This window comes from Phycicoccus sp. M110.8 (genome assembly GCF_032464895.1).
In the GTDB taxonomy this organism is placed as follows: domain Bacteria; phylum Actinomycetota; class Actinomycetes; order Actinomycetales; family Dermatophilaceae; genus Pedococcus.
Map to the genome: position 1 here is coordinate 1,105,645 of NZ_JAWDIC010000001.1, position 24,522 is coordinate 1,130,166.

The 24,522-nt window shown below is 70.0% G+C and carries 24 protein-coding genes; 11 read left to right on the forward strand and 13 right to left on the reverse strand.

The window, feature by feature from the left end; genetic code table 11:
* Nucleotides 1-5 precede the first annotated feature (5 nt).
* The 3 genes from RKE38_RS05150 to RKE38_RS05160 all read right to left on the reverse strand — a co-directional run bounded on the left by RKE38_RS05150 (nt 6) and on the right by RKE38_RS05160 (nt 4,024).
* Nucleotides 6-938 (reverse strand): ABC transporter substrate-binding protein, encoded by a 933-nt coding sequence (locus RKE38_RS05150; RefSeq protein ID WP_316006371.1) that lies wholly within the window; start codon nt 936-938, stop codon nt 6-8.
* A gap of 120 nt (nt 939-1,058) precedes the next feature.
* Nucleotides 1,059-2,651, reverse strand: a complete 1,593-nt coding sequence (locus tag RKE38_RS05155) for an amidohydrolase family protein (RefSeq protein ID WP_316006372.1) — start codon at nt 2,649-2,651, stop codon at nt 1,059-1,061.
* A gap of 92 nt (nt 2,652-2,743) precedes the next feature.
* Entirely contained in the window at nt 2,744-4,024 is a 1,281-nt protein-coding gene (locus tag RKE38_RS05160; protein ID WP_316006373.1) for an amidohydrolase, read from the reverse strand.
* A gap of 78 nt (nt 4,025-4,102) precedes the next feature.
* Between RKE38_RS05160 and RKE38_RS05165 the strand changes: the two genes are divergently transcribed.
* The 8 genes from RKE38_RS05165 (at nt 4,103) to RKE38_RS05200 (ending at nt 11,562) form a co-directional block, all read left to right on the forward strand.
* Nucleotides 4,103-4,795 (forward strand): GntR family transcriptional regulator, encoded by a 693-nt coding sequence (locus tag RKE38_RS05165; protein ID WP_316006374.1) that lies wholly within the window; start codon nt 4,103-4,105, stop codon nt 4,793-4,795.
* Between the two features lie 107 nt (nt 4,796-4,902).
* The gene (locus tag RKE38_RS05170; protein ID WP_316006375.1) at nt 4,903-5,631 is read left to right on the forward strand and encodes a sulfite exporter TauE/SafE family protein; all 729 of its coding nucleotides are present in this window, start codon (nt 4,903-4,905) and stop codon (nt 5,629-5,631) included.
* A 202-nt stretch (nt 5,632-5,833) separates the two neighbouring features.
* Nucleotides 5,834-6,808: a TerC/Alx family metal homeostasis membrane protein gene (locus RKE38_RS05175; protein ID WP_316006376.1), complete on the forward strand. Its 975-nt coding sequence runs from the start codon at nt 5,834-5,836 to the stop codon at nt 6,806-6,808.
* A 66-nt stretch (nt 6,809-6,874) separates the two neighbouring features.
* Nucleotides 6,875-7,261 (forward strand): ArsR/SmtB family transcription factor, encoded by a 387-nt coding sequence (locus tag RKE38_RS05180; protein WP_410055431.1) that lies wholly within the window; start codon nt 6,875-6,877, stop codon nt 7,259-7,261.
* Complete coding sequence (locus RKE38_RS05185; RefSeq protein ID WP_316006377.1) at nt 7,258-8,166, forward strand: cation diffusion facilitator family transporter; 909 nt, start codon at nt 7,258-7,260, stop codon at nt 8,164-8,166. The genes RKE38_RS05180 and RKE38_RS05185 overlap by 4 nt, the downstream gene beginning before the upstream one ends.
* Nucleotides 8,167-8,375: 209 nt before the next feature.
* The gene (locus RKE38_RS05190; RefSeq protein WP_316006378.1) at nt 8,376-9,863 is read left to right on the forward strand and encodes an NCS1 family nucleobase:cation symporter-1; all 1,488 of its coding nucleotides are present in this window, start codon (nt 8,376-8,378) and stop codon (nt 9,861-9,863) included.
* A gap of 14 nt (nt 9,864-9,877) precedes the next feature.
* Nucleotides 9,878-10,786, forward strand: a complete 909-nt coding sequence (locus tag RKE38_RS05195; RefSeq protein WP_316006379.1) for a polysaccharide deacetylase — start codon at nt 9,878-9,880, stop codon at nt 10,784-10,786.
* Nucleotides 10,787-10,866: 80 nt separating this feature from the next.
* Nucleotides 10,867-11,562, forward strand: coding sequence for a GntR family transcriptional regulator (locus RKE38_RS05200; RefSeq protein WP_316006380.1), 696 nt, complete (start codon nt 10,867-10,869; stop codon nt 11,560-11,562).
* Nucleotides 11,563-11,704: 142 nt separating this feature from the next.
* Here the strand turns inward: RKE38_RS05200 and RKE38_RS05205 are convergent, their stop codons facing one another.
* Nucleotides 11,705-12,688, reverse strand: coding sequence for a peptidoglycan-binding protein (locus RKE38_RS05205; protein ID WP_316006381.1), 984 nt, complete (start codon nt 12,686-12,688; stop codon nt 11,705-11,707).
* Nucleotides 12,689-12,909: 221 nt separating this feature from the next.
* Between RKE38_RS05205 and RKE38_RS05210 the strand changes: the two genes are divergently transcribed.
* The 3 genes from RKE38_RS05210 to RKE38_RS05220 all read left to right on the forward strand — a co-directional run bounded on the left by RKE38_RS05210 (nt 12,910) and on the right by RKE38_RS05220 (nt 16,307).
* Nucleotides 12,910-13,473, forward strand: coding sequence for an MBL fold metallo-hydrolase (locus RKE38_RS05210; RefSeq protein WP_316006382.1), 564 nt, complete (start codon nt 12,910-12,912; stop codon nt 13,471-13,473).
* 196 nt (nt 13,474-13,669) lie between these two features.
* Nucleotides 13,670-14,893: a M20 family metallopeptidase gene (locus RKE38_RS05215; protein ID WP_316006383.1), complete on the forward strand. Its 1,224-nt coding sequence runs from the start codon at nt 13,670-13,672 to the stop codon at nt 14,891-14,893.
* Between the two features lie 235 nt (nt 14,894-15,128).
* Complete coding sequence (locus RKE38_RS05220; protein WP_316006384.1) at nt 15,129-16,307, forward strand: hypothetical protein; 1,179 nt, start codon at nt 15,129-15,131, stop codon at nt 16,305-16,307.
* 15 nt (nt 16,308-16,322) lie between these two features.
* Here RKE38_RS05220 and RKE38_RS05225 read toward each other — a convergent pair whose 3' ends face one another.
* The 9 genes from RKE38_RS05225 to RKE38_RS05265 form a co-directional block, all read right to left on the reverse strand.
* The gene (locus RKE38_RS05225; RefSeq protein WP_316006385.1) at nt 16,323-17,057 is read right to left on the reverse strand and encodes an SDR family NAD(P)-dependent oxidoreductase; all 735 of its coding nucleotides are present in this window, start codon (nt 17,055-17,057) and stop codon (nt 16,323-16,325) included.
* Between the two features lie 91 nt (nt 17,058-17,148).
* Complete coding sequence (locus RKE38_RS05230) at nt 17,149-17,616, reverse strand: RidA family protein (RefSeq protein ID WP_316006386.1); 468 nt, start codon at nt 17,614-17,616, stop codon at nt 17,149-17,151.
* A gap of 76 nt (nt 17,617-17,692) precedes the next feature.
* The gene (locus RKE38_RS05235; RefSeq protein ID WP_316006387.1) at nt 17,693-18,796 is read right to left on the reverse strand and encodes an alanine racemase; all 1,104 of its coding nucleotides are present in this window, start codon (nt 18,794-18,796) and stop codon (nt 17,693-17,695) included.
* Nucleotides 18,797-18,814: 18 nt separating this feature from the next.
* Nucleotides 18,815-19,480, reverse strand: coding sequence for a haloacid dehalogenase type II (locus tag RKE38_RS05240; RefSeq protein WP_316006388.1), 666 nt, complete (start codon nt 19,478-19,480; stop codon nt 18,815-18,817).
* A 243-nt stretch (nt 19,481-19,723) separates the two neighbouring features.
* A complete protein-coding gene (locus RKE38_RS05245; protein WP_316006389.1) occupies nt 19,724-20,281 on the reverse strand; it encodes an adenylate kinase family protein in 558 nt (185 codons plus the stop codon).
* A complete protein-coding gene (locus RKE38_RS05250) occupies nt 20,278-21,783 on the reverse strand; it encodes an aldehyde dehydrogenase family protein (RefSeq protein WP_316006390.1) in 1,506 nt (501 codons plus the stop codon). Before RKE38_RS05250 ends, RKE38_RS05245 begins: the two co-directional genes overlap by 4 nt.
* Complete coding sequence (locus RKE38_RS05255) at nt 21,780-22,817, reverse strand: oligopeptide/dipeptide ABC transporter ATP-binding protein (protein ID WP_316006391.1); 1,038 nt, start codon at nt 22,815-22,817, stop codon at nt 21,780-21,782. The genes RKE38_RS05250 and RKE38_RS05255 overlap by 4 nt, the downstream gene beginning before the upstream one ends.
* Complete coding sequence (locus tag RKE38_RS05260) at nt 22,814-23,809, reverse strand: ABC transporter ATP-binding protein (RefSeq protein ID WP_316006392.1); 996 nt, start codon at nt 23,807-23,809, stop codon at nt 22,814-22,816. Before RKE38_RS05260 ends, RKE38_RS05255 begins: the two co-directional genes overlap by 4 nt.
* Nucleotides 23,802-24,518, reverse strand: coding sequence for a GntR family transcriptional regulator (locus RKE38_RS05265; RefSeq protein WP_316006393.1), 717 nt, complete (start codon nt 24,516-24,518; stop codon nt 23,802-23,804). Before RKE38_RS05265 ends, RKE38_RS05260 begins: the two co-directional genes overlap by 8 nt.
* Nucleotides 24,519-24,522: the final 4 nt, after the last annotated feature.

Sequence of the window (24,522 nt, forward strand, 5' to 3'; positions counted from 1 at the left end):
GCGACTCAGAGCGTGGCGAGGTTGATGCCGGGGGTGGGGAGGTTGATGACCTCGACGTCCCACTTCTTCAGGATGCTGTCGTAGGTGCCGTCGGCGTGGATGGCCTTGAGCGCCTCGAGGAAGGCGTCGCGCAGGGCGGTGTCCTTCTTGTTGAAGGTCATTCCCAGGAAGACCTTGTCCTCGAAGTTCACCGGGAGTGACTCGAGCTTGTTGCCAGTCTCCCGCTGGATCACCGACACCGCCATGTCCGGCCAGAAGATCGCGTCGACCCGGCCCGAGGTCAGCGCGAGGTTCTTGTCGCTGCTGTTCGGGAACGAGATGAGCTGGGTCGGCGGCTTGCCCTCCTTGGTGCAGGCGGCAGCCATGAGGTCGACCAGCCGCTTGGCGTCGCTGCCCTTGACGTCGCCGATCTTGATGCCGCATCCCCCGTCGACCTCGCTGGTGACCCCCTTGGGGTTGCCCTTGGCGACCATGAAGACCGTGCCGGCGTACTGGTAGTCGATGAAGTCGACCTGCTCCTGCCGCGTCTTGCGGTCGGTCATGCCGGCGATCGCGACGTCGAACTTCTTGCTCTGCATCCCGATGAGCAGCTGGTCGAAGGGCACCTTCTGCCAGACCACCTTGACGCCGAGCTTCGCGGCCATGGCGTTCATGAGGTCGACGTTGTAGCCCTTGATGTCCGTCTCACCGACCGGCGTGAAGTTGGCGGGCTCGAAGTCGGGCTGCGTGCCGACCACCACCTCACCCTTGTCGCGGTACTGCTGCGGCAGCTTGGACGCCAGGGGGGCCTTGGCGTCGTATCCGGCGGGGGCGACGGCGGCGGTCGACGTGGTGGGCTCGTTCACCCCGCAGGCGGCGGTGGCGAGCGCGGCCAGGGCGCAGGTGGCACCGATGGCCAGGACGCGGCGGCGGGTGTTCCCGGTGGTACGGAGGGTCATGACGTGTTCGCTTTCGATCGGCGGCCGGCCGGTGGCTGACCGTGGGGGGCACAGCGGGGAGGGTGGAGGTGGAGCGGATCGGTTGCGGGCAGGGGGACTGACGAGTGGATGTGCGGGCAGTCAGCCACAGAGCGCGGCGGGGACGAGGTCCTCGGTGGGCTGGTCCATGAAGGCGTCGGCAGCGTCCATGGCGTCCCACATGCGGGCGACCACGGCACCGGCGCGGCGCAGCAGCTGCGCTTCGTCGACGTCCATGACGACGCCGTCGCGGACCTGCCAGTGGCCGTCGGTCATGACGTTGCGCACCGAGCTGCCGTGCGCGTACAGGAGGTGGTTCAGCGGTTCGCGCGGGACCGTGCCGACACCGACGAGCGGTCCGGTGACGTCGATGCTGGTGAAGTCCGCCTTGGCCCCCACCTCGATGCGCCCGAGGTCGGGACGCCCGAGGCCGCGAGCCGCGGACAAGGTGGCCGCCTCGACAGCGGTCCACACCGACGGCCGCACGAGGGGCACGGGCGTGGTGTCGCCCAGGAAGTCGGCCCTGATCCGTCCGTAGATGACGGCCAGCTTGAGGTTCTCGACGTAGTCGTTCGAGTGTGTGTCGAGCCCGATCCCGGAGTTCACGCCGGCGCCGAGCGCCTCCGGCCACGGCCACTGGGCGGGGGTGACCCCGGCTCCCGTCCCGGACGGGCAGTTGGCGAAGGTGAAGTGGTCGCCGGCGAGGATGGGCAGGTCACGGGCGAAGTCGATGCCGAGGAGGTGCGCGCCGAAGACCCGCACCGAACCGTCGAAGATCCCGAGGCTGTCCAGCCACGGCACCTCGTCCAGGCCCCAGAGGCGGTTGAGGGCGACCGTGTCGGGCTGGGGCGCACGGCCGTAGCCGGCCTGCAGGTGGATATGCAGCCCGTGCAGGGCGCCGGCCGCCTCCTTCATCGCGGCATACGTCTCGGGCGTGTGCACCGCGTTGGTGGCAGGCGCCATCATCGGCAGGATGCGACCGTCGTCCACGCCGTCGACGGTCCGGGCGTACGCCAGGTTCTCGGCGATCTCCGCGAGCGTCTCGTCGACGGAGTCGAACAGCACCGTGTCGTCCTCGCCGCGCTTCCAGATCGGAAGGATGCGCTTCATCCCGGGCACGGCTCCGGACGGGTAGCCCCGGACCCCCAGCTCGCGCGCCACCCGCACGTAGGACTGCATCTGCTTGAGGCTCTTGGACATCTCGACCTGGGTCGTGCACCCGCCGCGCAGGATCTCGACCAGGTTGAGGCCGGTCATGACGTCGAGGTCCTCGCTGTCCAGGTCGTCCAGCATCACCATGGCGTGCAGGAACTGCCTGCCCTGGCGGAGCTCTGCGCCCCGGCTCATCGGCGTGAGGTTGCCCTCCACGTAGCCGCGCGTGGCCGTCCCGCCCGCGACGTGGCTGTGCATCGAGATCAGACCCGGCAGCAGCAGCTGGCCGCCGAGGTCGACCCGCTGGTCGACAGAGCCGGTCTGGGGCCGCACGGCGTCGATGGTGCCGTCGACCACGACCACCTCGTGGTCGCGCAGGAGGGCCAGGCCGCCGGAGGGAGTGGTGGTGACCATCCAGCTGGGGGCGAGGACGAGCGGCTGGCCCGCGCGCGGCCGGTCGGTGGGGCGTCGCAGGCTCCGCAGGGCTGCTGAGCGCTCCTGCGTCCACGCCTCCAGGACCGCGGTCTTCTCGTCGATCGACATGGGAGCCCTTTCGCTCACCGGCCTCGTTGCCGGTCTGCAGTCTATGGTCGACCATTTACCAAAAGCAAGAGTCCACGACTCGCGATCGCGACCTACCGGCCGGGAGCGGCCGGCTCCGCACCCCCGGCGTCGGTCGCGGCGTGGCCGGCGGCAGCGACCGGGACGGCGCCCATGCCCGCACGTGCCACCACCCGCCCGCCCTTGACGACGAGCCGCCTCGGCGGGCGCACGGCGACCGCCTCGGCCACCCCGCTGGCGTCCACCAGGACGAGGTCGGCCGCGCCCCCCACGGACACCCGCCCCTCGGGACGGCCGAGCACCCGGGCGCCGCCGCGGACCACCGCGTCCAGGGCCGCCTCGATCTCGTCGTCCCGGCGAAAGCCGTTGCGGTAGGCCATGAGGAACGCACGCTCGAGCATGTCCCCCGTGCCGTAGGGACCCCAGAGGTCACGGATCCCGTCGTTGCCGGCGGCCACCGTGACGCCATGACCCGCGAGCCAGCCCAGGGGCAGGACGGGCGTGTTGTAGACGGTCGCGGTGACGAGTGCGATGTCGTGCTCGGCCAGGCCGGCGGCCAGCCGATCGCCATGAGGTCGCTCGACGTCGACGATGGCCACGGCGTGCGAGAGGGCCACCCGGCCCTGCAGGCCGTGTCGCTCCGTCCGCTCGATGACGAGCTCCATGGTGTGCGCCCCGAGCGTCCCACGTTCGTGCAGGTGGATGTCGAGACGGGCTCCGTGCTCCGCGGCCAGCCCGAAGACGAGGTCCAGGTGGCGGACCGCGTCGCGGTCCACCGCCGCCGGGTCCAGCCCACCCACGCAGTCGGCCAGGCCGGTCGCCAGCGCCTCCCTCAACAGCTCGGAGGTTCCCGGCCGCATGAGCAGCCCACCCTGGGGGAAGGCCACCTGCTGGACGTCGATCGCCCCGCCCATCCCTGCTGCCGCCTCGGCAACTGCCTCCAGACCGGCCAGCCCCACCTGGGGGTCGACGTCGGTGTGGGTGCGGATGGCGGTCGTGCCCTGCGCCACCATCTGGGCGAGGAGGGCCTGCGCACTCGCCGGGTCCGGCAGGCCCAGCTCCGCCCGGCGCGACTCACCGTTGGCGATGCGGTCGGCCAGGGCCGGGCCAGCGGAGTGCGGCACCCATGGGCGCCCCCACAGCGACTTGTCGACGTGGCAGTGCGCGTCGACCAACGCAGGGAGGACCAGGGCGCCGCCACCGTCCTCCACCACGACCCCCTCGGCTGCCACGCCGGTCCCGGCCGGGACCAGGTCGGCCACCGCGCCGTCCGCGACGACCAGGTCGACCGGCGCCGCCCCCCAGGCGGTGCGCACGTTCCTCAGCAGGAGGGGGGCTGGTTTGGGCGCTTTCATGCGGTCCTCCGGTTCGTCATGGTCTATGGTCGACCATCAAAGCATCCTGCCGCCCCATTCCTCATTAGGAGTCACGTGATGGTCTCCCCCGCGGGCTCGTCCCTCGGTTCGCGTTTCCGTTCCCTGCGGGACGAGGTCGCCGACAACCTGCGTGAACGCATCGTCGAGGGGGAGCTCCCGGCGGGTCACCGGCTCGTGGAACGCGACCTCGCCGACGAGCTCGAGGTCTCGCGGATCACCCTTCGCGAGGCACTGCAGCTGCTCACCTCCGAGGGGCTCGTCACCCTGCTCCCCCGGCGCGGGGCGGTAGTCACCGCCTTCGGCGCCGACGAGGTGAGGCACCTCCTCGAGCTGCGGCTCGCCCTCGAGTCGCTCGCGGCGCGGCTGGCCGCGACCCGGCACACGGACGACGAGACCAGGGCCCTGCGCGAGACGGTGAGCCGCGCACGGGCGGCCATGGAGGCGAAGGATCCCCGAGCGGCCTCGACCGCCAACCTCGACTTTCACGAGGTCGTCGCGCAGGCCAGCGGGAACCCCCTCCTGCGAGCTCACATCGGCAGCCTGCACAGCCAGCTGCGTCGTCTGTTCCGGATGACGCAGCAGCTCCAGGGCGACCACGTGGAGGACCACGACCGCATCCTCGAGGCCATCCTCGCCGGGGACGCCGAGCGCGCCGAGCAGCTCTCCCTCGACCACCTGCGCGCGGCCATGGACCAGACCCTCCAGCAGCTGGCCGAGGAGACGGGCGGGGCGCCGAGCGCAGCCCGGTGATGAGCGTGCAGCGCGCGGTCTCCGCACGCGACGGTCAATGCACTCGGCAACTGCACCCGGTGGGCACTGGATGCGGGGATGGGGCGCGCGCGGGCTAGAGTCCCGAGGTGCTCGCCGTGCTGCTCTTCGTCGTGGCAGCCCTGCTCGTGGGCTTCGCCAAGACGGCAATCGGCGGCCTGGGGAGTGTGGCGGTGGCGATCTTCGCCAGCCTCATGCCTGCTCGCGAGTCCACGGCCGCGATCCTCGTGCTGCTGCTCGTGGGCGACGTGGTCGCGGTGTGGCACTACCACCGTGACGCCGACCTGGGCCTGCTGCGCCGGCTGATCCCGGCGGTCCTGCCCGGCCTCGCCGTCGGGGCGCTGTTCCTCGCGGTGGTCGACGACACCGTGCTGCGTCGCAGCATCGGCGTGCTGCTGCTCCTGCTCGCGGCGATGCAGCTCGTGCTGGCGCGCCGCTCCTCCGCGGCCCCACCCATCGGCCACTCCACGGCTGCCGGGCTCGGCACGGGCCTGGCCGCCGGCTTCGTGACGATGACCGCGAACGCCGCCGGAGCGGTCATGACCCTCTACCTCGTCGCCCGGGGCGTGGAGAAGAAGCGGTTCCTCGGCACGAGCGCCGTCTTCTTCTTCGGCGTCAACCTGTGCAAGGTGCCCTTCAGCGCCGCACTCGGGCTGTTCTCGACCGCGACGCTGGCGCGCACCGCCCTGCTGGCACCGGTCGTCGTGCTCGGCGCGTGGGCCGGGCTGCACTCTGCGCGCCGGCTGAGCCAGGCCCGCTTCGACCAGGCGGTCCTCGCCGCCACGGTGGTCTCCGCGCTCGCCCTGGTCGTGCGCTGACCGGCCGGCCCGCGCGGCATACCGACAAGCGGGTATGCCGCCACGGTCGCCCGCGCGTGCGGTAACGTCCGCCGCGGTGGAGGGGAGTACTCCCTGACCCGGACGTCGTCAACACGGTCAGCACGGCTGACCCGGTGCCCGGGGCCGCGACGTGCGGCGGAGGAGACCTCCGGAGATCCGTTGTGCCTCCGGAGGTTTCGTCATGGTCAGTTCCGTGCCCGCGTACGCCTGGGCGTTCACCCTCGCCCTGCTCACCCTGGTCGTCGTCGTCGACCTGCGCGTCATCGCCCGACGCGGCGGTGAGGTCGGCATGGCCCAGTCCGTCCGCTGGGTCACCTTCTACGTGGCGCTCGCCGTGGCGTTCGGGGTGGTGGTCGCCCTGACGGTTGGCGGTCGCACCGGCGCGGAGTTCTTCTCCGGCTACATCACGGAGTACAGCCTGTCCGTGGACAACCTCTTCGTCTTCGTCATCATCATGACGAAGTTCGCGGTCCCCCGCGCCGCCCAGGACAAGGTCCTGTACCTCGGCATCGTGCTGTCGATGCTCCTGCGCGCGGTGTTCATCTTCGCCGGAGCGGCTCTCATCGCGGCGGCGTCGTGGACCTTCTACCTCTTCGGGCTGCTGCTGATCTACACGGCCGTGACGCTGCTGCGCGAGGACGACGACCCGGACTTCGAGGAGTACCGCCTCCTGCGGGTCCTGCGCCGCGTGCTGCCCATGACGCCGCACTACCACGGCGACCGCCTCGCGGTGCACCACGAGGGACGGCGGCACTGGACGCCGCTGGTCATCGCGATCAGCGCCATCGGGCTGGCGAACGTCGTCTTCGCCCTCGACTCGATCCCCGCGATCTTCGGCCTCACCCAGGACGCGTTCGTGATCGTGGCGGCCAACGCCTTCGCGCTCATGGGCCTGCGCCAGCTGTACTTCCTCGTGGGCGGGCTGCTCGAGCGGCTGATCTACCTCAACATCGGGCTGTCGGCGATCCTCGCGTTCATCGGCGCCAAGCTCATCATCGAGGCGCTGCACGGGTCGCACATCGACCACCTGGGCTCGATCCCGTTGCCGCAGATCGGCATCCTCACCTCGCTCGGCTTCATCGTCGTCGTGCTGGTGACGGCCGCCCTGGCCAGCCTCGCCAAGAACTGGCTGGACCAGCGCAGCACCTCCGCCTGAACAGGTCGAGCGTCCGGTCCGTGGCCACGACTGGACAGGCCGGCGCCCCATCACCATCATCTGAGCATGCGTTCAGATGAGAAGGTGGTCGCCCTCGAGGCCTGCGCGGACCGGTGCGTCCACCCGGACAAGGTGGAGATGGTCCGCCGAGCCGCGCTGTCGACGGAGGCGCTCACCCGGTCCGCATCGTTGTTCAAGCTCTTGGGCGACCCGACACGGGCACGGTTGCTGTACGCGCTCCTGGAGGCCGGAGAGCTGTGCGTGTGCGACCTCGCCGCGGCCACCGACCAGCAGGAGACGACCGTGTCGCAGTCGTTGCGGATGCTGCGGGCCTCGGGCGTCGTGACGGGACGGCGGCAGGGGCGGCTGGTCTACTACCGGCTCGCCGACGCGCACGTGCGGATGCTCCTGGACCTCACGCGCGAGCACGTGCACCACGAGCAGGCACGATGAGCGGGCACTCGCACGGGCACAGCCACGGGCACGCCGGCGCCACGCACCGGTGGCGCCTGCAGCTCGCGTTCGTCCTGATCGCCGCCTTCTTCGTCGTCGAGCTGGTCACGGCGCTGACGTCCGGCTCGCTGGCGTTGCTGTCCGACGCCGGGCACATGGCGGCGGACGTCGTGGCGCTCGGCGCGGCACTGGTGGCCACGCGGATCGCCACCCGTCCGGACAGCACCGGACTGCGCACCTTCGGCTCCTACCGGGCCGAGGTCTTCGCCTCCGGCCTCGCGGTCCTGCTCATGATCGGGGTGTCGGTGTACATCGCCGTCGAGGCGATCGGGCGCATCGGGTCGACGCCGGAGATCGCGTCCGGCGCGATGCTGGTCGTCGGCGCCATCGGGCTCGTGGTCAACGTGGCGGCCCTTCTGCTGCTGCGCGGCGGGGCGAGCGAGTCGCTCAACGTCAAGGGCGCCTACCTCGAGGTCGTCGCGGACACCGTCGGCTCCCTCGGCGTGATCGTCGCCGGAACGCTGGTCCGCACCACCGGGAACCCGTGGTGGGACACCGGGATCGCTCTGGCCATCGCGGCATTCGTCGCCGTGCGGGCCGTCATGCTCGGCCGGGAGGTGCTGCTCGTCCTGGGCCAGCACGCCCCTTCGGACACCCCGCCCGAGACCGTCGCAGACGCGCTGGCCGCGGTGCCGGGCGTGACCGACGTGCACGACCTGCACCTGTGGACCCTGACGTCCGGCATGAACGTCGCGACCGCCCACCTGATGACCGATGCCAGCGCCGACCCGCACACCGTCCTCGACGAGGCGAGCCAGGTCATGCGGACGCGGTTCGGCGTCGAGCACGCCACCCTCCAGGTCGAGCCCGACACCCACACCGGGTGCAAGGAGGTCGCCTGGTGAGCACCACCGCGGCCACCCACCCGTGAGCCGTGGCCGCGGGGTGCGCCCGGCCAGGTGGTCACGCGGCATACCCCCGCGGCCTCTCGGACGAACCCCTTGACAGCCCGGCACGGCCCCTCCATTGTTGGTATACCGCATACCAGTGTTCCGCCCATCCCCGCGGAACGGGATCAGTCAGCACCCCGCAGTGATCCACCCCTGGAGTTCCCATGCCGAACGTCCCCCACCCCCACCTGGCGGCGCTCGACCCCGAAGGTCGGCTCTACAACGAGGACCTCGCGCCCTCGACCGAACGTCACTGGCACTCGTACAACTACTTCGCCGTCTGGATGTCCGCCATCCACAACATCGGCACCTACACCTTCGTGGCGGGGATGTTCGCCCTCGGCCTGACGGCCTGGCAGGTGCTCCTCTCCCTCGCCATCGGCATCACGGTCCTGTACTTCGGGCTCCTGCTCGCCGGACGCATGGGCGTCGAGACCGGCGTCCCCTTCCCCGTCATGGCACGACTCAGCTTCGGCATCTGGGGGGCGAACCTGCCGGCGCTCGTCAGGGCCGTCATCGCGATCGCCTGGTACGGCATCCAGACCTACCTGGCGTCCCTGGCCGTCGTCGTGCTGCTGCTGCGGATCGACCCGGGGCTGAGCGCGTGGCAGGAGCGCTCGTTCCTCGGCCTCTCGCTGCTCGGCTGGGCGTGCTTCCTCCTGCTGTGGCTGCTCCAGATGTTCGTCGTGACGCGAGGGATGGAGGCCGTCCGCCGGTTCCAGGACTGGGCCGGCCCGCTGATCTGGGTGGTCATGCTGGGCATGGCGGTCTGGCTCTTCTCCCAGGCGAACTGGCACCTGCCGATGAACCGGTCCGTGCAGCCGGTCAAGGGTGGGGCTCCCCTGGCCGTGATCGGCGGGGCATTCCTCCTCGTCGCCACCTACGCGACGATGATGCTCAACTACTGCGACTTCACCCGTTTCGGCAAGGACAAGAAGGCCGTTCGCTTCGGGACCTTCTGGGGGATCCCGGTCAACTTCGTCGCCTTCGCCGCCGTCAGCGTGGCGACGACGGTCGGCGCCCTCACGGTGTTCGGGGAGACCATCACGGACCCCGCGCTGATCATCGCCAAGGTGCCCAACACCGCCGTCCTCGTCGTCGGCGCCGTCATGTTCATCATCGCCACGGTCGGCGTGAACGTCGTGCTGAACTTCGTCTCCCCGGCATACGACCTGGCCAACATCTGGCCCAAGAAGATCACCTTCAAGCGTGGCGGCCTCATCAGTGCCGTGCTCGCCCTGGTCGTCATGCCGTGGAAGCTGTACTCCAGCCCGGTGGTCGTCAACTACTTCCTCGGCGGGCTCGGCGCCCTCCTCGGGCCGCTCTTCGGGATCCTGGCCGTCGACTACTTCCTCGTCCGCCGCGGCCACATCGTCCTCGACGACCTGTACCGGGTCGACGAGGGCGGCGCGTACCACTACTCCCGCGGTGTGAACCGCACCGCCATCGCGGTCTTCGTGCCCACCGCGACGGTCTCGGCGATCATCGCCCTCGTGCCGGCCTTCTCCTCGGCCGCACCCTTCTCCTGGCCCCTCGGTGTCGTGCTCTCCGGGGTCGCGTACCACTGGGCCATGCGCCGGTCGGCCGCCTCCACCCGTCAGGTGGCGGTGTCCAGGACCATCGCACCGCAGACCGTCGACGCGCTCGACTGAGAGAGGGACGAACCATGAGCAAGGACATCAAGATCTGTCTCGGTGTGGACGTCGACGCAGTCGCGGGCTGGCTGGGGTCCTACGGCGGGCAGGACTCGCCGAACGACATCCAGCGTGGGGTCTTCGCAGGGGAGGTGGGCTCTCCCCGGCTGTTGCGGCTGTTCGAGAGGTACGAGCTGCAGACCACCTGGTTCATCCCGGGGCACTCCATCGAGTCCTTCCCCGCGCAGATGCAGGCGGTGGCCGATGCCGGCCACGAGATCGGCGCCCACGGGTACTGCCACGAGAACCCGGTGGCGATGAGCCTCGAGCAGGAGCGGGAGGTGCTGCTCCACAGCATCGAGCTGGTGCACAAGCTGTCCGGCCAGGCCCCACGCGGGTACGTCGCCCCCTGGTGGGAGATGAGCGAGCACACGGCGGCGCTGCTCCTGGAGAACGGCTTCACCTACGACCACTCGCAGAACTACAACGACTTCGTCCCGTTCTACGCACGCGTCGGCGACGACTGGACGAAGATCGACTTCTCCGCCAAGGCCGACGCCTGGATGAAGCCGATGGGCCACGGCAGCGAGGTGGACCTCGTCGAGTTCTGCGGCAACTGGTACGTCGACGACCTGCCTCCGATGATGTTCAACAAGCACGCCAGCAACAGCCACGGCTACGTGAGTCCCCATGACATCGAGCGCCTGTGGAACGACCAGTTCGACTGGGTCTACCGCGAGCTCGACTACGCGGTGTTCCCGGTGACGCTGCACCCGGACGTCTCGGGGCGGCCGCAGGTCCTGCTCATGCTCGAGCGGCTGATCGAGTACTGGCGCTCACACGAGGGCGTCACGTTCACCACCTTCGACACCGCAGCAGCCGACTTCCGGCAGCGATTCCCCTTCGCGCAACCGGAACGACCAGACTGCGTCGGACGCTGACCCGACGCACCACCGGCTGCCCGCCAGACCGTCACCCCGGCGCGGCGGGCAGCCGGCAACCACGACCGGAGGAGACCCGAATGCAGAGTCCAGCCGAACGAGCGCCGCTCGGGATGCTCCACACCCCGCTGCGCGACCAGGTCCGTGACGAGCTCCGGCGCAGGATCGCCGACGGTCGGCTGCAGCCGGGCAGCAAGATGGTCGAGCGCGAGCTCGCCGAGGAGTTCGGCGTCTCGCGGGTCCCCGTCCGGGAGGCGCTGCGGACCCTCGAGACCGAGGGCTTCGTGCAGGTCGTCCCCCGCAAGGGCGTCGTCGTCCGCCACCTGTCCCGGCGCGACGTGGAGGAGCTCTTCGACGTCCGCGAGGCCCTCGAGTTCCTGGCCACGCGCCTGGCCACGGAACAGGCCACGAACGAGGAGCTGGCGGCGCTGCGACACGTACTGGCCGAGGGTGAGGCAGCCCTGGCCCGAGGCGACGCCGCCGGTGCACAGGAGTCCAACGAGGCCTTCCACGACGCGATCGTCCGGTTCGCCCACAACGACCTCCTCGCCAGCCTCCTCGAACCGCTCCAGGGGCGCCTGCACTGGCTGTTCCGCCAGAACGAGGACGTCTCCGAGCTGCTGCACGAGCACGAGGGCCTGTTCGCCGCGATGGCGTCCCGCGACTCCGAGCACGCGGCCACGCTCGCCCTCGAGCACGTCCGCGTCAACCGGCAGATCGCCCTGCGAATCCTCTTCGGTACCAAAGACGGCGAGGCCGCCGAGCAGGGCGCCTGACCAGCACCGGGCACCAGGCGCCGATGTCGGTGTCGGTGTCGGTGTCGATCGAATGGTCCAGGCCCACCGTCTCCGCAGCGTGGGGTGTTCAGTCGTGACGGCTCCGCGCCCGCCACACGGCTCGGTCCTCCCTGGGGGGCCCTCAGCAGGGGACGGTCGACGGAGCGACTGCGGTCGCGCCGAGGTTGCGGCAGACGCCGAGTCCACGGGCGTTGAGGCCTGCCTTGATCTGCGCAATGGCGTTGCCGTTGAACGCATGCCAGCCCATGTGCATGAGGACGGTGCTTCCCGCGCGGGCGTACGTCACGGCATACGACACGACTGCGGACTGGGACTTCCCCGTCCAGTCGCGGGTGTCGACGTTCCAGGTCCACACGCGCATCGCCTTCACCGCGTAGGCGTTCAGGACGGTCAGCGTGTTGTAGTTGCCACCCGGCGGCCGGCCGAAGGTCGTCACGACACCGGGCGGACCGAGCTGCTTCAGGACGCCGGCGTAGGTGAGGGTGGTGAGGTTCGGGTGGGTGATCGTGTGGTTGAAGACCCAGTGGCCGTGGCTGCGCGCGTATGCCGGGCTGAACTTCCCGGACGCGATGCACGTGCCGGTCGGGAACAGCACGAGCGCGATGCCGAGCCTCTGGGCTGCGAGGACCGTGCTCTGGAATGCCGCGAGGCTCGTCGGGCAGTCGTCGTAGCTCAGGACGACCCGGCTCGACCGGTTCGGGCCGGTGCTCCGCGCGTACCGCGTGCCACCGTTGATGAGCGTCCGCCAGGTCTGCTGACCGACGATGCCGTCGATGGTCACGCCGACGTAGTCGGACTGGAAGCGCCGCACCGCGAGGTAGGTCGCGTTGCCGAAGGCCCCGTCGGCACCCCACACGCCGACGGAGTAGCCCTTGGCGACCAGGGACCGCTGCAGGACCTTGACGCAGCTTCCCGTGTCCCCGATCCGCAGGGTTGGCCGGTAGGCGACGGGCGTCGTGGACGAGCACGACCGGACTGCAGCCCGGGCAGGCGGAGCAATGCCTTGCGGCGCCAGGGCCGGGGCGAGCACGAGGCCGAGCGTGAGGGCCAACGTACCTGCCAGGATCGAGATGCGGTGTCGCCGAGCTGGGCGGGTCCCGGACATGGTCGCCTCCGAGGTGCGCCTGTGTGCAACGTTGGCGCTGCCCCGAGAGGCGGGCGGGAACGTCTCCCTCACCCTGCACCCGTGACGGTGAGGACAAGTTCAACTCTCGTTCCGCTGGGATGGGGTGGACAGGGACCATCGGCCCCCGCGCTAGCGAGGATCTCGGTCTCCCTTGAGGCTCACGGGTTTCCGGTACCCCTGTGCAGTGCCACGATGAGGGCATGACCGCAGAGCTGACCGTGCTGACGGCGGGCTACGCCGGCGACCGGGTCGCCAGCACCGTGGTGCTCGTCCGCGAGCCCGGCCACACCGTCGTCGTCGACCCCGGCATGGTCGCGAACCGCGCCATGATCCTCGACCCCCTGTCGTCCCTCGGCCTCGACCCCACGGACGTCGCCGACGTGGTCTTCAGCCACCACCACCCCGACCACACCCTCAACGCCGCCCTCTTCACGAAGGCCCGGTTCCACGACTTCTGGGCGATCTACCAGGACGACACCTGGGTCGACCGGCCGGCCGACGGGTTCGAGCTGTCGCCCTCGGTGCGCCTGATGGCCACCCCCGGGCACACCGCCCAGGACATCACCACGCTGGTCGACACCGCCGACGGCCTCGTCGCCTGCACCCACCTGTGGTGGTCGCAGGACGGCCCGGTCGTCGACCCGCTGGCGGAGGACCAGCAGGCGTTGGAGCGCTCACGCGCCGCCCTCCTGGCCCTCGAACCCGTGCTGATCGTGCCGGGCCACGGTGCCCCCTTCCGCCCCGAACAGCTCGCAGAGGGCTGACGCAACACAGTCGGGCACAACGTGGACGCTGCTTCGACCGGGAGCGCTCGTGACGAGCGCGCAGCACCCGTGATTCGGCGAGGCAAACCCCATGGGGTCGACGTGGTCCGATGACCGTCCACGTGGACAGCTCTTGCGCTGACCGGGCGCAACACGTTGACTGGCGTCACATTGTCGACAATCGGACGGTTGAATCATGACGAGTGGCGAAGACGCGAAGAAGCGCCTGCTGCCCGAGTTGACCGGGCTACGTCATGAGTTGCACGCCATCCCGGAGCTCGGGCTGGAGCTGCCGGCCACCCAGGGCCTGATCCTCGACGCCCTGTCAGGTCTCGATCTCGAGGTGCGGACTGGCACACGCTGCTCGTCGATCACCGCGGTGCTGCATGGTTCGGGGACGACCCACGGGGAACGCCCGGTCACGCTCTTGCGCGCGGACATGGACGGACTTCCCATCGAGGAGCGGGCCGAGGTCGACTACCGCAGCCGTCACCGGGGTCGCATGCACGCCTGCGGCCATGACCTGCACATGGCGATGCTCGTCGGTGCGGCGAAGACGCTCTGCTCGCGTCGAGAAGAGGTGAAGGGGGACGTCATCTTCGCGTTCCAGCCGGGCGAGGAGGAGGGCGGCGGCGCGGAGGTGATGCTCAGTGAGGGACTTCTTCAGGTGGCAGGTCGAAGGCCGGATGTCGCATGGGCCCTGCACGTCCTCAGTGGGACCGTGCCCCGCGGTCAGGTCCTTTCCCGCCAAGGGCCCTTGATGGCGGCGAGCAACCAGCTGCACGTGACCGTCCGCGGGATGGGTGGGCACGGGTCCGCGCCGCATCGCGCCAAGGACCCGGTGCCGGTGGCGGCCGCGATGGTCGGCGGCCTGCAGACCATCATGACGCGGACGGTGTCAGCCTTCGCCCCAGCCGTTCTCACCGTAGGGAGGTTCAACGCCGGCAACGCCGCCTACATCATCCCCGAGTCGGCGTCCTTCGCCGCCACGATCCGATGCTTCGACTCCGAGGTGCTTGACGGTCTTGAACACGACGTCGTGCGCTTTTGTCGTGGTGTCGCGGACTCTCACGGGCTGGACGCCGACGTCCGCTTCGAGCGGCACTACCCGGTGACCGTGAACGCCGGCGGCGCCGTCACCGTCGCCGAGGAGGTCGTCGGCACGGTTCTCGGGCAGCGTCGCTGGGAGTGGATGCCGGACCCGACGATGTTGGCCGAGGACTTCTCCAGGATCCTGGAGAGGGTCCCGGGCGCGATGCTCCTACTCGGCGCGTCCACAGGCGGCGAGGCGTGGCAGACCTCCGCTGACAACCACTCCCCCTACGCGACCTTCTCCGACGAGGTCCTCGCAGACGGAGCGGCGTTGCACGCGGCTCTCGCCGTGCGGTCCCTCTCCGACATGGTGTCGTCGCGAGCCTGACTGGCCCCTGCGAGACTCGGCGTCTCGAACAGGGCCACGAAGCCGGGTGGTCCCCGGCGCACCTCGTGTGCTGATACTGGCCTCCGCGATCGGCGACTGCGCCGACACTGGACCTCGACAGCAGAAGGAGTTGGTGGACGGGTGGCCAGCGCTGAGTCTCTCGGGGGACCGGAACTCGGTGAGCGCCCCCCACCTGCTCGAGTCGCGTGCCGCCACCCGTCGTCGGAGCACCTCCATGAACACGCCTGAACCGCTCTCCCCCCAGACGCTCCGAAACCAGAACCTGTCGCTGCTGCTGCGCGCCCTCCTGCGTCGTGACGAGGTGACTCGCAAGCAGCTGGAGGAGGAGACAGCGCTCAGCAAGGCCACGGTCTGGCGACTCGTCGACGACCTGCTCGACGTGGGCGCAGTGGTGATGGAAACGTCCGAACCGGTCGACCCTTCCGCGCGCGGGCGCCGCCCGGGGTCGCTCCGCGCCACGAGTGCGCTCGGCGCGAGCGCCGGCCTCAGCCTCGGGCTGCGGAGCTCGAGGGTTCTGGTGACCGACCTGCTCGGAACCGAGCTCGCCCAGGAGCAGCTCCAGACGCCCACCTGGAGGGACCTCGGCGATGCTGTGGACTGGGCTGCCGGCGTCGTGACGGCGGCACTGGAGCGCGTGCACCCGAGGTTGAGGCGTCTCGTCGTGGCGGTCCCGGCCCGAGCCATCAACGGCCAGGTCGGGGCCCGCCTGCCCTTGTTCATGGGCGTCATCGAGGGTCCCGAGTTCGGGCGGCTGCTCGCGGACAGGCTCGGCTGCCCTGTCCGGATCGAGACCGATGCCGCGATGATCCTTGCCGGGCTCGAGGCGCTGAGGCTCCTTGATCGCGAGGCCTTCCCCGTGCTGCTGAACTTCGGCTCGGTCCTGACGATGTCCCTGCGGCGAGCCGACGGGACCATCGCGGAGGGCAGGAGCTCGTCCTTCGGCGACTTCGGCCTCATCCCCGTGGAGACCGAGCTGGGGCGCCTCCGGATCGGCGACCTGCTCGGCGCGCACGGGCTTTTCGAGGCTTCCAGGCGGCTGGGACGCGAGCTGCCCGCGATGGAGGACCTGTGGCAGACGGACTCGGAGGAGGTCAAGCGCTTGGGCCGCGCCTTCGCGGTCGCCCTCGAGCACGCCCTGCGCGCCATCGTCGTGATGTCGGATCCCAAGGAGATCGTCTTCACCGGCAGACTCGCGCCCCTCGTCGAGCGGAGCCTCGCCGAGGTGGAGCGGCACCTGGCGGACGAGGTCGCCGAGCCTCCCCGGCTTCGCGTGGTCGACTACACAGAGGAAGGCCACGCGGCAGCCGTCGGCGCTGCCGAGGAGGCCCGCTGGGGCGCCACCATCGAGCTCCTTGATCGCGTCGCCAGACAGGGCGTCGAAGCGCTCCGGTGACTGCGCGAGGTGTGCTCAACCCGCCGTGTAGCCCCCATCGATGGGCAGGACGACGCCCGTGACGTACGAGGAAGCCGGCGAGGCGAGGAAGTAGATGGGCTCGGCGATCTCGCTGGGCTCGGCAAGACGTCGCAGTGGGATCGTCGAGGCCCGCTGCGCGGTGTAATCCGCTGGGTCGTCCTTCCGCGCGAAGCTGGTCCGTATCGCCGGCGTCAGTGTCAGGCCGGGAGCTGCGACGTTGACGCGGATGCCCTGCGGGGCCAGCTCGATCGCGGCGGCCCTCGCGAACATGATGAGGCCGCCCTTGGCGGCCGAGTAGAGCACCTGGCCGGCCATCCCCACCATCCCCAGCCGAGAGCTCACGCAGACGATGGACCCTCGTTCGCGGCTCATGTGCGGTATCGCGTGCTTCACGACCGTGAAGACGCTGAGGAGGTTGGCGTCGATGACCTCAGCAGCGTCCTCGACCGCCATCTCGGTCAGCCCGGCGTCTCGCTGCAACCCGTGGCAGAGAACAAGGCTGTCGATCTCACCGAACCGTGCGACCGCTTCGCCCAGGATGTGCCTGGCCTGGGACTCATCACCGAGATCAGCGGGGATGTACTGGTCGCGGGGTCCCAGTCCGGATGGCGACTGTGTTCGACGCCCGGTCAGCAGGAGCTCGGCGCCATCCCTGCGGAACCGTTCGGCCACGGCCTCACCGATGCCACTGGAGGCGCCCGTGATGACCACGCGCAGGGGCCTGCTCATGAACCGGCCTCCGTCTGGCATGCGTTGCGGATGTCGCTGTACTGGCAGCCAGCTCGCGCTCGAGGGGACGGGAGACAGCCCTGCCCGGGCATCACTGCGCGACCTCGACGACCAGCTGGACCTCCACGGGGCTGGTCCGCGGGAGGGCAGCGACACCGATCGCGGTCCGTGCATGCCGCCCGCGCTCACCGAGGACCTCGACGAGCAGCTCGCTGCCTGCGTCCGCGACGTTCGACTGACCGCCGAACCCTGGTGCGCTGGCGACGAGTGCGAGCATCTGCACGATCCGGAGTCGTCCGATGCCTCCCGTGGCCTGAGACGCCACGGCCAAGGCGTTGACCGTCGCGGTACGCATCAGGTCCCGGGCCGTCTCCACGTCCACATCGTCTCCGACGGCCCCTGTCCGGGGCAGGACCCCGTCCCGGTAGGGCAGCTGTCCGGCGACGAAGATGAGGCCGGCGGCGGAGGCGCGCCAGCTGGTGTACTTGGGGTCCTCGGCCACCACCGGGAGTGTGATGCCGAGCTCCCGCAGTGCCTCTTCAGGCGTTCTGTCCGTCACAGCGCATCCTTACTGGTCGATTGAGGTGTTTTGTCGATCGAGGTGTGTCTCGTCCGACGTATGGAGGTGCGGTGGCTCAGCTGAGCTGGCCTTGGGCGTCGACTCGCCAACGGTCCAGGAGGCTGCCGGCGCTGTCGGTGACCAGGAGCTCGTCGAAGCTGTTGACGACCGGGCAGACGTGGTGGGGCACGACCGCGATCCGCTCCCCGACCCGGGGCCTAGCGCCTCCCGGGGGCAGGCGCAGGAAGCCGTGGTACTCGTTGAGCTTCGCCAGGTAGCCGCCGTAGCTCGGGACCTGGCCGTAGCCCCGGTCAGGATTGCCCTCACGCGCGAGGGCCTTCGTGCCCGCATCGAGGATCACGTGCTCATGACCTTGGTCGCTCACGACCGTGCTGGCAAGGAACAGACCGACATCCTGGGTCGCGCAGTCACCGAGCCGGAAGTTGTCGTAGTCGTTGAAGACGTACTCCCCGGGCCGGATCTCGGAGATGACCGGGTCGATGCTGAACTCCGCGGTCGGCGTCGACCCCGCGCTCACGACCTCCGCCTCGATGCCGTTCTCGGTCAGAGCGTCCACGGCCTCACGCAGCGCCGCAGCCTGGTCGCGTGCGGCGTCCTCTCGCGCACCCACGGTGCCGCCATGGCCCGGGTAGGTGAACACGCCCCGAGCGTGGAGACCGCGTGACCTCGCGTATGCCGCGAGCGCGCCCGCCGCGTCCGGGCGCACACCCGAACGCCTGGCGCCACAGTCGACCTCGACGACGACTCCCAGTCGGCTGCGAAGGGTTCCCATCGCGTCGGCGAGCGCGTCGACGGCCTCACGGCTCTCGATGCCGACGCTGAGGTCCGTGCGTTGCACCAGGCGCTGGAGCCGTTCGCCCTTCGACCCGGCCGGCCACACCGGGTACGCCAGCAAGATGCTGTCGCACCCGGCTCCGGCGAAGATCTCCGCCTCGCTGAGGGTGCCGGCAGTCAGCCCGCAGGCACCTGCCGACAGCTGCAGACGCCCGATCTCGAGGCTCTTGTGGGTCTTGACGTGGGGGCGCAGCTGCTTGCCGTGGGTCTGCGCAAAGGCCTGCATCCTGTTGATGTTCTCCTCCACGACGTCGATGAGGACGATGGGAGCCGGCGTGCTGACGCGGTCGCCGAGGGACGCGATGACCGATGGGAACTGGTGCACGAGAGGCCGTCCGCGTCTCTAGGCGCCGACCAGGTCCGCCACGCCTGCGAGCGTGGTGCGTCGGACGCCGGCGTAGTCGAGGGGCTCGTCACCGTGGTCGATGTACGCGATCTCCTTGATCCCCATCGCGGTGGCTGGGATGACGTCGTACCAGATGTGCGCCGACACGTGCAGCAGGTCGGCCGGGTCGGCGTCCAGCTCGTCGAGCATGTACTCGAACGCACGAAGGCGTGGCTTGTAGGCCCCCGCCTGCTCGGCTGTGAACACCCGGTAGAACTCCACGCCGAGCTTCTCGACGTTGCCGTTGACGAGGTGGTCGGAGTGGTTCGTCAGGATCACCAGGGGGTACTTCTTCGCAAGCCGCTGCAGCGGCTCCACGACGTCCGGGTGCGGCCCCCAGGTCGGGATGGCGTCGACCATCTGGTCGACGTCGGACTGGCGGAACTCGATCTTCCACCGCTTGCACGTCCGCTCCCAGGAGTCACGGATGACCTGGGGGTAGGGCTTGTACTCGCCCAGCACCTCGTCCTCGCGGTAGCTGCTGAAGTGGTCCCGAAGGAGGGAGTGGTCATCAGGCGGCACGACCCCGTCGAGAACGGAGGTGACGATCGGAGCGAGCTGGAAGTTCGTGAGCGTGCCCAGCATGTCGAAGGTGATGAACCTGGGGGTGAGGATGTCGCTCATTGGTCGGTGCCTCCATCGGCAGTCAGCTGTCTCGGGATGTGGTGCTGCGAGCGTACACATTAGATTCATGTTGAATCAATTGTTTCCAGCGATCATTCTCGGTTTTCTGCGTCGCCAGCGGCTGCACCCAATTGCGTTGGAGCACAACGACATACAAGTTGATGCCGCCCTCCTCGTGTGCCGGTGCTGCACCACTCGCCGGCCCCACCACCGCCGCCCGGGGTGGGGCGCTCGCGGCCGTCCTCAGGCCGGCACCCTCCGGGCCGCAGCGACGCGTCTGAGCTCTGCGAGACATCGCCGGGTCACCTGCTCGGGGGTCCCGCGCCCGTCCACCACGGCGAGGAGGCCCCGGGCCTGGAACCAGGACAGCAACGGCCCGACCGTGTCGTCGAAGCCCACGACCCGTCGCCTCAGCCGGTCGCCATCGGCCGGGAGCCGGCGCAGTGCCTCCTGGTGCGGTACGCCCAGCAGGATGGCCAGGTCGAGCGTCTGCCCGCAGTCCGTGCACCATCGCTCGAGGTGCTGGGCCTGCTCAGGGGTGCGGGGGAACCCGTGCAGCAACCAGCCTCGTCGGGTGTCACGGTGGGACAGCCGCTCGCGGACCAGGGCCACGCAGTCGACGTCCGTGGGTTCCATCCCCGCGGCGAGTGCCGCCCGCACTCGCGCTCCGAGGGGTGTGCCCGCCGCGTGGACGCGCAGGACGTGGTCGCCACCGACAGCGGGCAGCCCCAGCGACTCGGACAGGAGGCCGGCCTGGGTGGCTGCTCCCGCGCCCGGCGCTCCCAGGAGCACGACCCTCACGACGTCGCTCGACCATCGGCCGTGACCGCGGGCGGCGGTTGCCGGCGCACCGCGACGATCTTGGGTTCGGTCAGCTCGCGAACGACCAGCTCGGGCCCCTCCCGTCCGATCCCCGAACGCTTGAAACCGCCGAACGGCATGGCGTCCACGCGGAAGTCGGAGCTCTCGTTGATCATCACCGCCCCTACTCGCAGGTCCGCGGCGACGGAAAGGGCCACGTCGAGGTCGCGGGTGAAGACACCGGCCTGCAAACCTGTCTCGACCGCGTTGGCGGATGCCACGGCCTCGGTCAGGTCCTCGAACGGCTCCAGGGACACCACCGGTCCGAAGACCTCCTCGAGGCGGAGCCTCGCGTCCTCGGGCACGCCGGTCAGGACGGCAGGCGTCAGGAAGGCTCCGGTGCGCACGCCACCGGTGTGCAGTGTCGCCCCGGCCCGGACCGCCTCGTCCACCCAGCTGCTGACCCGGGTCGCCTCCTCCACCGAGATGAGCGGACCCACATCCGTGTCCTCGCTCCGTTTGCTCCCGACCCTCAGTGCCTGCGCCCCGGCCACGACTCGGTCGAGCACGGCATCGAAGAGCTCGGCCGCGATGAAGACGCGCTGCACCGACAGGCAGTTCTGCCCCGCGACACCGAAGGCACCCTGGACGACCGCGTCGGCCACCTGGCCGGGGTCTGCGTCCGCACATGCGATCAGGGCGTTGTTACCGCCCAGCTCCATCAACAGCTTTCGAGCCGGGCCGCCGGCCGCGATGCGGTCGGCCGTGCGCGGCCCCCCGGTGAAGGAGATGACCTCCACCCGGCGGTCGGCGACGAGCGCCGGCCCGGCGTCCGCGCCGCTCACCACCGCCAGGAACGATCCCGGCACCCCGCACTCCAGGAGGAGGTCGACCAGCGCGTACGCCGACAGCGGGGTGGGGGCGGCGGGCTTGAGGACCACGGGGTTCCCGGCGATCAGAGCCGGACCGAGCTTGTGGGCCACGAGGTTGAGCGGGTCGTTGAAGGGAGTGATGGCCCCCACCACGCCGATGGGTTCACGGGTGTACCAGCCGAGCCACCCAGTCCCGCGAGCTGTGTCGTCGAAGGGCACCGTGCCGCCTGCCAGCTCGCCTGCCGCTCGCGCCGAGACCCGCAGGGTGTCCGTCGCCCGCAGGACCTCGCTCCGCGCCTGGGCGAGTGTCTTACACCCCTCCGCGGCGATGAGATGGGCGAAGCGCTCGACGAGGTGCGTCAGCCGGTGCGCGGCACTCTCCAAGGTCTCTCGGCGCTGCCACAGCGGCCACGAGGTGGACTGCCAGTTGCGAGCGAGGTAATCCACCGCACGCCGAACCTCGTCCTCCGTGGCGTCCATGACGCGCCCGAGCTCCGCACCGTCCTCCGGGTCGTGGACGCTCAGCCAGCGGGCACCGTCCTGCCAGCGACCCTCCCAGAAGCCACCAGCAAGTGGCTGCCACACCTCGACCTCGGACGAGGTGCGCGTGCCTTCCTCCACCGGGCTCATGCGTTCGCCTCCTCTTCGTGCACCAGGAGCTGTCGCGACTCCTCCCATCGGTGGCACCTGACCTGGTGCCCGTCCCCGACCTCGCGGAGCTCCGGCATCACCGTGCGGCACGTGTCGGTCGCCAGGGGACACCGCGTGTTGAACCGGCATCCGGAAGGGGGGTTGATGGGTGACGGGGGCTCGCCGGCGACGACCGTGTCGCCGGCCGTGACGGAAGCCGACAGGAGGGCGATCGTGTACGGGTGGAGGGCTCCTTCGAACAGGTCCTCCCGCGGCGCCGTCTCCACGATCTGGCCGAGGTACATGACGGCAACGCGGTCACTCACGAACCGGACCACGCGCAGGTCGTGCGAGATCACGATCATCGAGAGGTGGTGGTCTCGGCGCAGCCGGTTGAGCAGGTTCAGCACCTTGGCCTGCACGGAGGCGTCCAGGGCCGACGTGGGCTCGTCACAGACCAGCAGCTTGGGGCTGGTGAGCAGCGCCCTTGCGATCACGACCCGCTGGAGCTGGCCACCCGAGCACTCGCCGGGATACCTGTCCACATAGGTCGGGTCCAGGCCCACCTCCTCCAGGGCTGCCACGACCCGGTCACGACGATCCGCCCTCGTCCCGATCGCGTGGGTGGCCAGGACGGCCGCCAGGCTCGCCCCGAGCGTCATCCGCGGGTCCATGGCCGCATGCGGGTCCTGGAAGACCAGCTGGGCCTTGGTTCGCAGTTCCCTGACCGTCGCGCCGGAGCCCCTCGTGACGTCGGTGCCGTCGACCGAGACCACTCCCGAGTCGATCCGCAGCAGGCGCAGGACCACCCGGGCCAAGGTGCTCTTGCCCGAGCCCGACTCGCCGACCAGTCCCAGCACCTCGCCCTGCCCCACCCGCAGGGACACGCCATCGACGGAGTGCACGACGTCGGGCTTGCCCAGGAGGTGACGACGACCCACGCGGAAGTGCTTGACGACGTCGCGCAGGACGACGATGTCCTCCGCGGTCGGCTGGACGGTCGGCGTCGACGGGGCCGCTTCCACCATGCTCATCCCGCCTTCTCCGTCACTGCCGTGGCCCAGCACCGTGCCGTGTGCTGCACCGAGCCACAGTCCGCCAGCGCCGGCTCCTGGGTCTCGCACTTGACCTCGATGTGCTCTGCCGTGCACACCAGGCACCGTGGGCGGAAACGACACCCGTCACCGACCGCCCGTGCCGTGTTCGCGTCACCGGGGATCATGAAGAGGTCGCCGTCTCGCTGCGGCTCCAACAGGGAGCACTGGATCAGGGCCTTGGTGTACGGGTGCTGCGGCGCCTTCAGGATCTCCTGCGCAGGCCCGGTCTCGACGATGCGCCCGGCATACATGACCGCGATCCGGTCCGCGATCGAGGAGACGACGCCGAGGTCGTGGGACACGAAGAGGACGGACATCCCCGTCTCGGCCTGCTTCGCCTTGATGAGCCTCAGTATCTGCACCTCAACCGTGACGTCGAGGGCTGTTGTCGGCTCGTCGGCGATCAGGACGTCCGGCTGGCCGGCCAGCGCCATGGCGATCATCACCCGTTGCGCGATCCCGCCCGAGAGCTGGTGGGCGTAGGAGCGCGCCCGGCGCTCCGGTTCGGCGATGCCCACGTCCGCCAGCAGCTCGACGACGCGCGCGTGGGCCTGGCGCCGGCTCAGCCCGGCGTGCCGACGAAGGGGCTCGGCGACCTGGGCCGCGACGGTCGAGGTGGGATCGAGCATGCGCTTGGGTTGCTGGAACAGCATGCTGATGCGCCCGCCACGGACCTCGTTCATGGCACGTTCGCTGGCGTTGAGGACATCCACGTCCCCGAGGCGCAACGTCTCGGCGCTCATGCGGGCCCCAGGAGGGAGCAGCCGCATGATCGACAGGGCCGTCATGCTCTTGCCGGACCCCGACTCCCCCACCAGGGCCAGCACCTCCCCCGGAGCCGTGGACAGCGACACGCCGTCGAGGACCGGGGCCGAGTCCTGTCGGCCCAGCCTGACGGTGAGCCCCTCGACGGTCAGCGCGTCACCCATGGCCGTCTCCCGCGTGAACCACCCCGGTGCCGTCACCCGGGGCGATGGTCATGAGCGTGTTCAGCCCGGTCTGCAGGTGGCCCTCGAGCTCCTTGATCAGCGCCTCCCTGTCCCCGGCCACGAGGTGCTGGAAGATCTGCTGGTGCTCCTCCACGTAGTCCGTCCGCCCCTCGATCGTCGACAACAGCAGGTTGATTCCGAGCCGGGACTCCCCCAGCAACGTGGCATACATGCGGGAGAGCCGCGGTGACCCTGCGGCCTCCACGACCACCTCGTGGAACCGGAGGTCCGCGGCTGCCACGGCTCTCCAGTCCTCGTCCCTGATCCCCGCCGCCATCTGGCCTAGCGCCTGCTCGAGGGCTGCGATGTCAGCCGCCTTGAGGCCGGACTCGACGATCCGGATCATGGCTGCGCGCTCGATGGCGGCCCGTGCGAAGTAGACGTCCTTGAGGTCCTCCTCCGTGAGGACCGGCACGAACACCCCACGGTGGGGCTCGCTGATCAGGAGTCCCTCCTGGACCAGGCGTTGCAGGCCCTCGCGCAGCGGTCCCCGGCTCGTCGCGAACTGCGTGGCGAGGTCGACCTCGTTGAGCTGCATCCCCGGCGGGTAGGTGCCGTCAAGGATCCGCCGTCGGACCTGGGAGGTGATGACGGACGACAGCGTCCGCTTCCGCACGTCCGGTTGCCCCTGCTGCCGCCTGCTGCTCACTGGT

Coding starts and splice junctions, on each gene's coding strand:
- RKE38_RS05150 (WP_316006371.1), bottom strand. CDS start 938: ATGACCCTCCGTACCACCGGGAACACCCGCCGCCGCGTCCTGGCCATC.
- RKE38_RS05155 (WP_316006372.1), bottom strand. CDS start 2,651: ATGTCGATCGACGAGAAGACCGCGGTCCTGGAGGCGTGGACGCAGGAG.
- RKE38_RS05160 (WP_316006373.1), bottom strand. CDS start 4,024: ATGAAAGCGCCCAAACCAGCCCCCCTCCTGCTGAGGAACGTGCGCACC.
- RKE38_RS05165 (WP_316006374.1), top strand. CDS start 4,103: ATGGTCTCCCCCGCGGGCTCGTCCCTCGGTTCGCGTTTCCGTTCCCTG.
- RKE38_RS05175 (WP_316006376.1), top strand. CDS start 5,834: ATGGTCAGTTCCGTGCCCGCGTACGCCTGGGCGTTCACCCTCGCCCTG.
- RKE38_RS05180 (WP_410055431.1), top strand. CDS start 6,875: ATGCGTTCAGATGAGAAGGTGGTCGCCCTCGAGGCCTGCGCGGACCGG.
- RKE38_RS05185 (WP_316006377.1), top strand. CDS start 7,258: ATGAGCGGGCACTCGCACGGGCACAGCCACGGGCACGCCGGCGCCACG.
- RKE38_RS05190 (WP_316006378.1), top strand. CDS start 8,376: ATGCCGAACGTCCCCCACCCCCACCTGGCGGCGCTCGACCCCGAAGGT.
- RKE38_RS05195 (WP_316006379.1), top strand. CDS start 9,878: ATGAGCAAGGACATCAAGATCTGTCTCGGTGTGGACGTCGACGCAGTC.
- RKE38_RS05200 (WP_316006380.1), top strand. CDS start 10,867: ATGCAGAGTCCAGCCGAACGAGCGCCGCTCGGGATGCTCCACACCCCG.
- RKE38_RS05205 (WP_316006381.1), bottom strand. CDS start 12,688: ATGTCCGGGACCCGCCCAGCTCGGCGACACCGCATCTCGATCCTGGCA.
- RKE38_RS05210 (WP_316006382.1), top strand. CDS start 12,910: ATGACCGCAGAGCTGACCGTGCTGACGGCGGGCTACGCCGGCGACCGG.
- RKE38_RS05215 (WP_316006383.1), top strand. CDS start 13,670: ATGACGAGTGGCGAAGACGCGAAGAAGCGCCTGCTGCCCGAGTTGACC.
- RKE38_RS05220 (WP_316006384.1), top strand. CDS start 15,129: ATGAACACGCCTGAACCGCTCTCCCCCCAGACGCTCCGAAACCAGAAC.
- RKE38_RS05225 (WP_316006385.1), bottom strand. CDS start 17,057: ATGAGCAGGCCCCTGCGCGTGGTCATCACGGGCGCCTCCAGTGGCATC.
- RKE38_RS05240 (WP_316006388.1), bottom strand. CDS start 19,480: ATGAGCGACATCCTCACCCCCAGGTTCATCACCTTCGACATGCTGGGC.
- RKE38_RS05250 (WP_316006390.1), bottom strand. CDS start 21,783: ATGAGCCCGGTGGAGGAAGGCACGCGCACCTCGTCCGAGGTCGAGGTG.
- RKE38_RS05255 (WP_316006391.1), bottom strand. CDS start 22,817: ATGAGCATGGTGGAAGCGGCCCCGTCGACGCCGACCGTCCAGCCGACC.
- RKE38_RS05260 (WP_316006392.1), bottom strand. CDS start 23,809: ATGGGTGACGCGCTGACCGTCGAGGGGCTCACCGTCAGGCTGGGCCGA.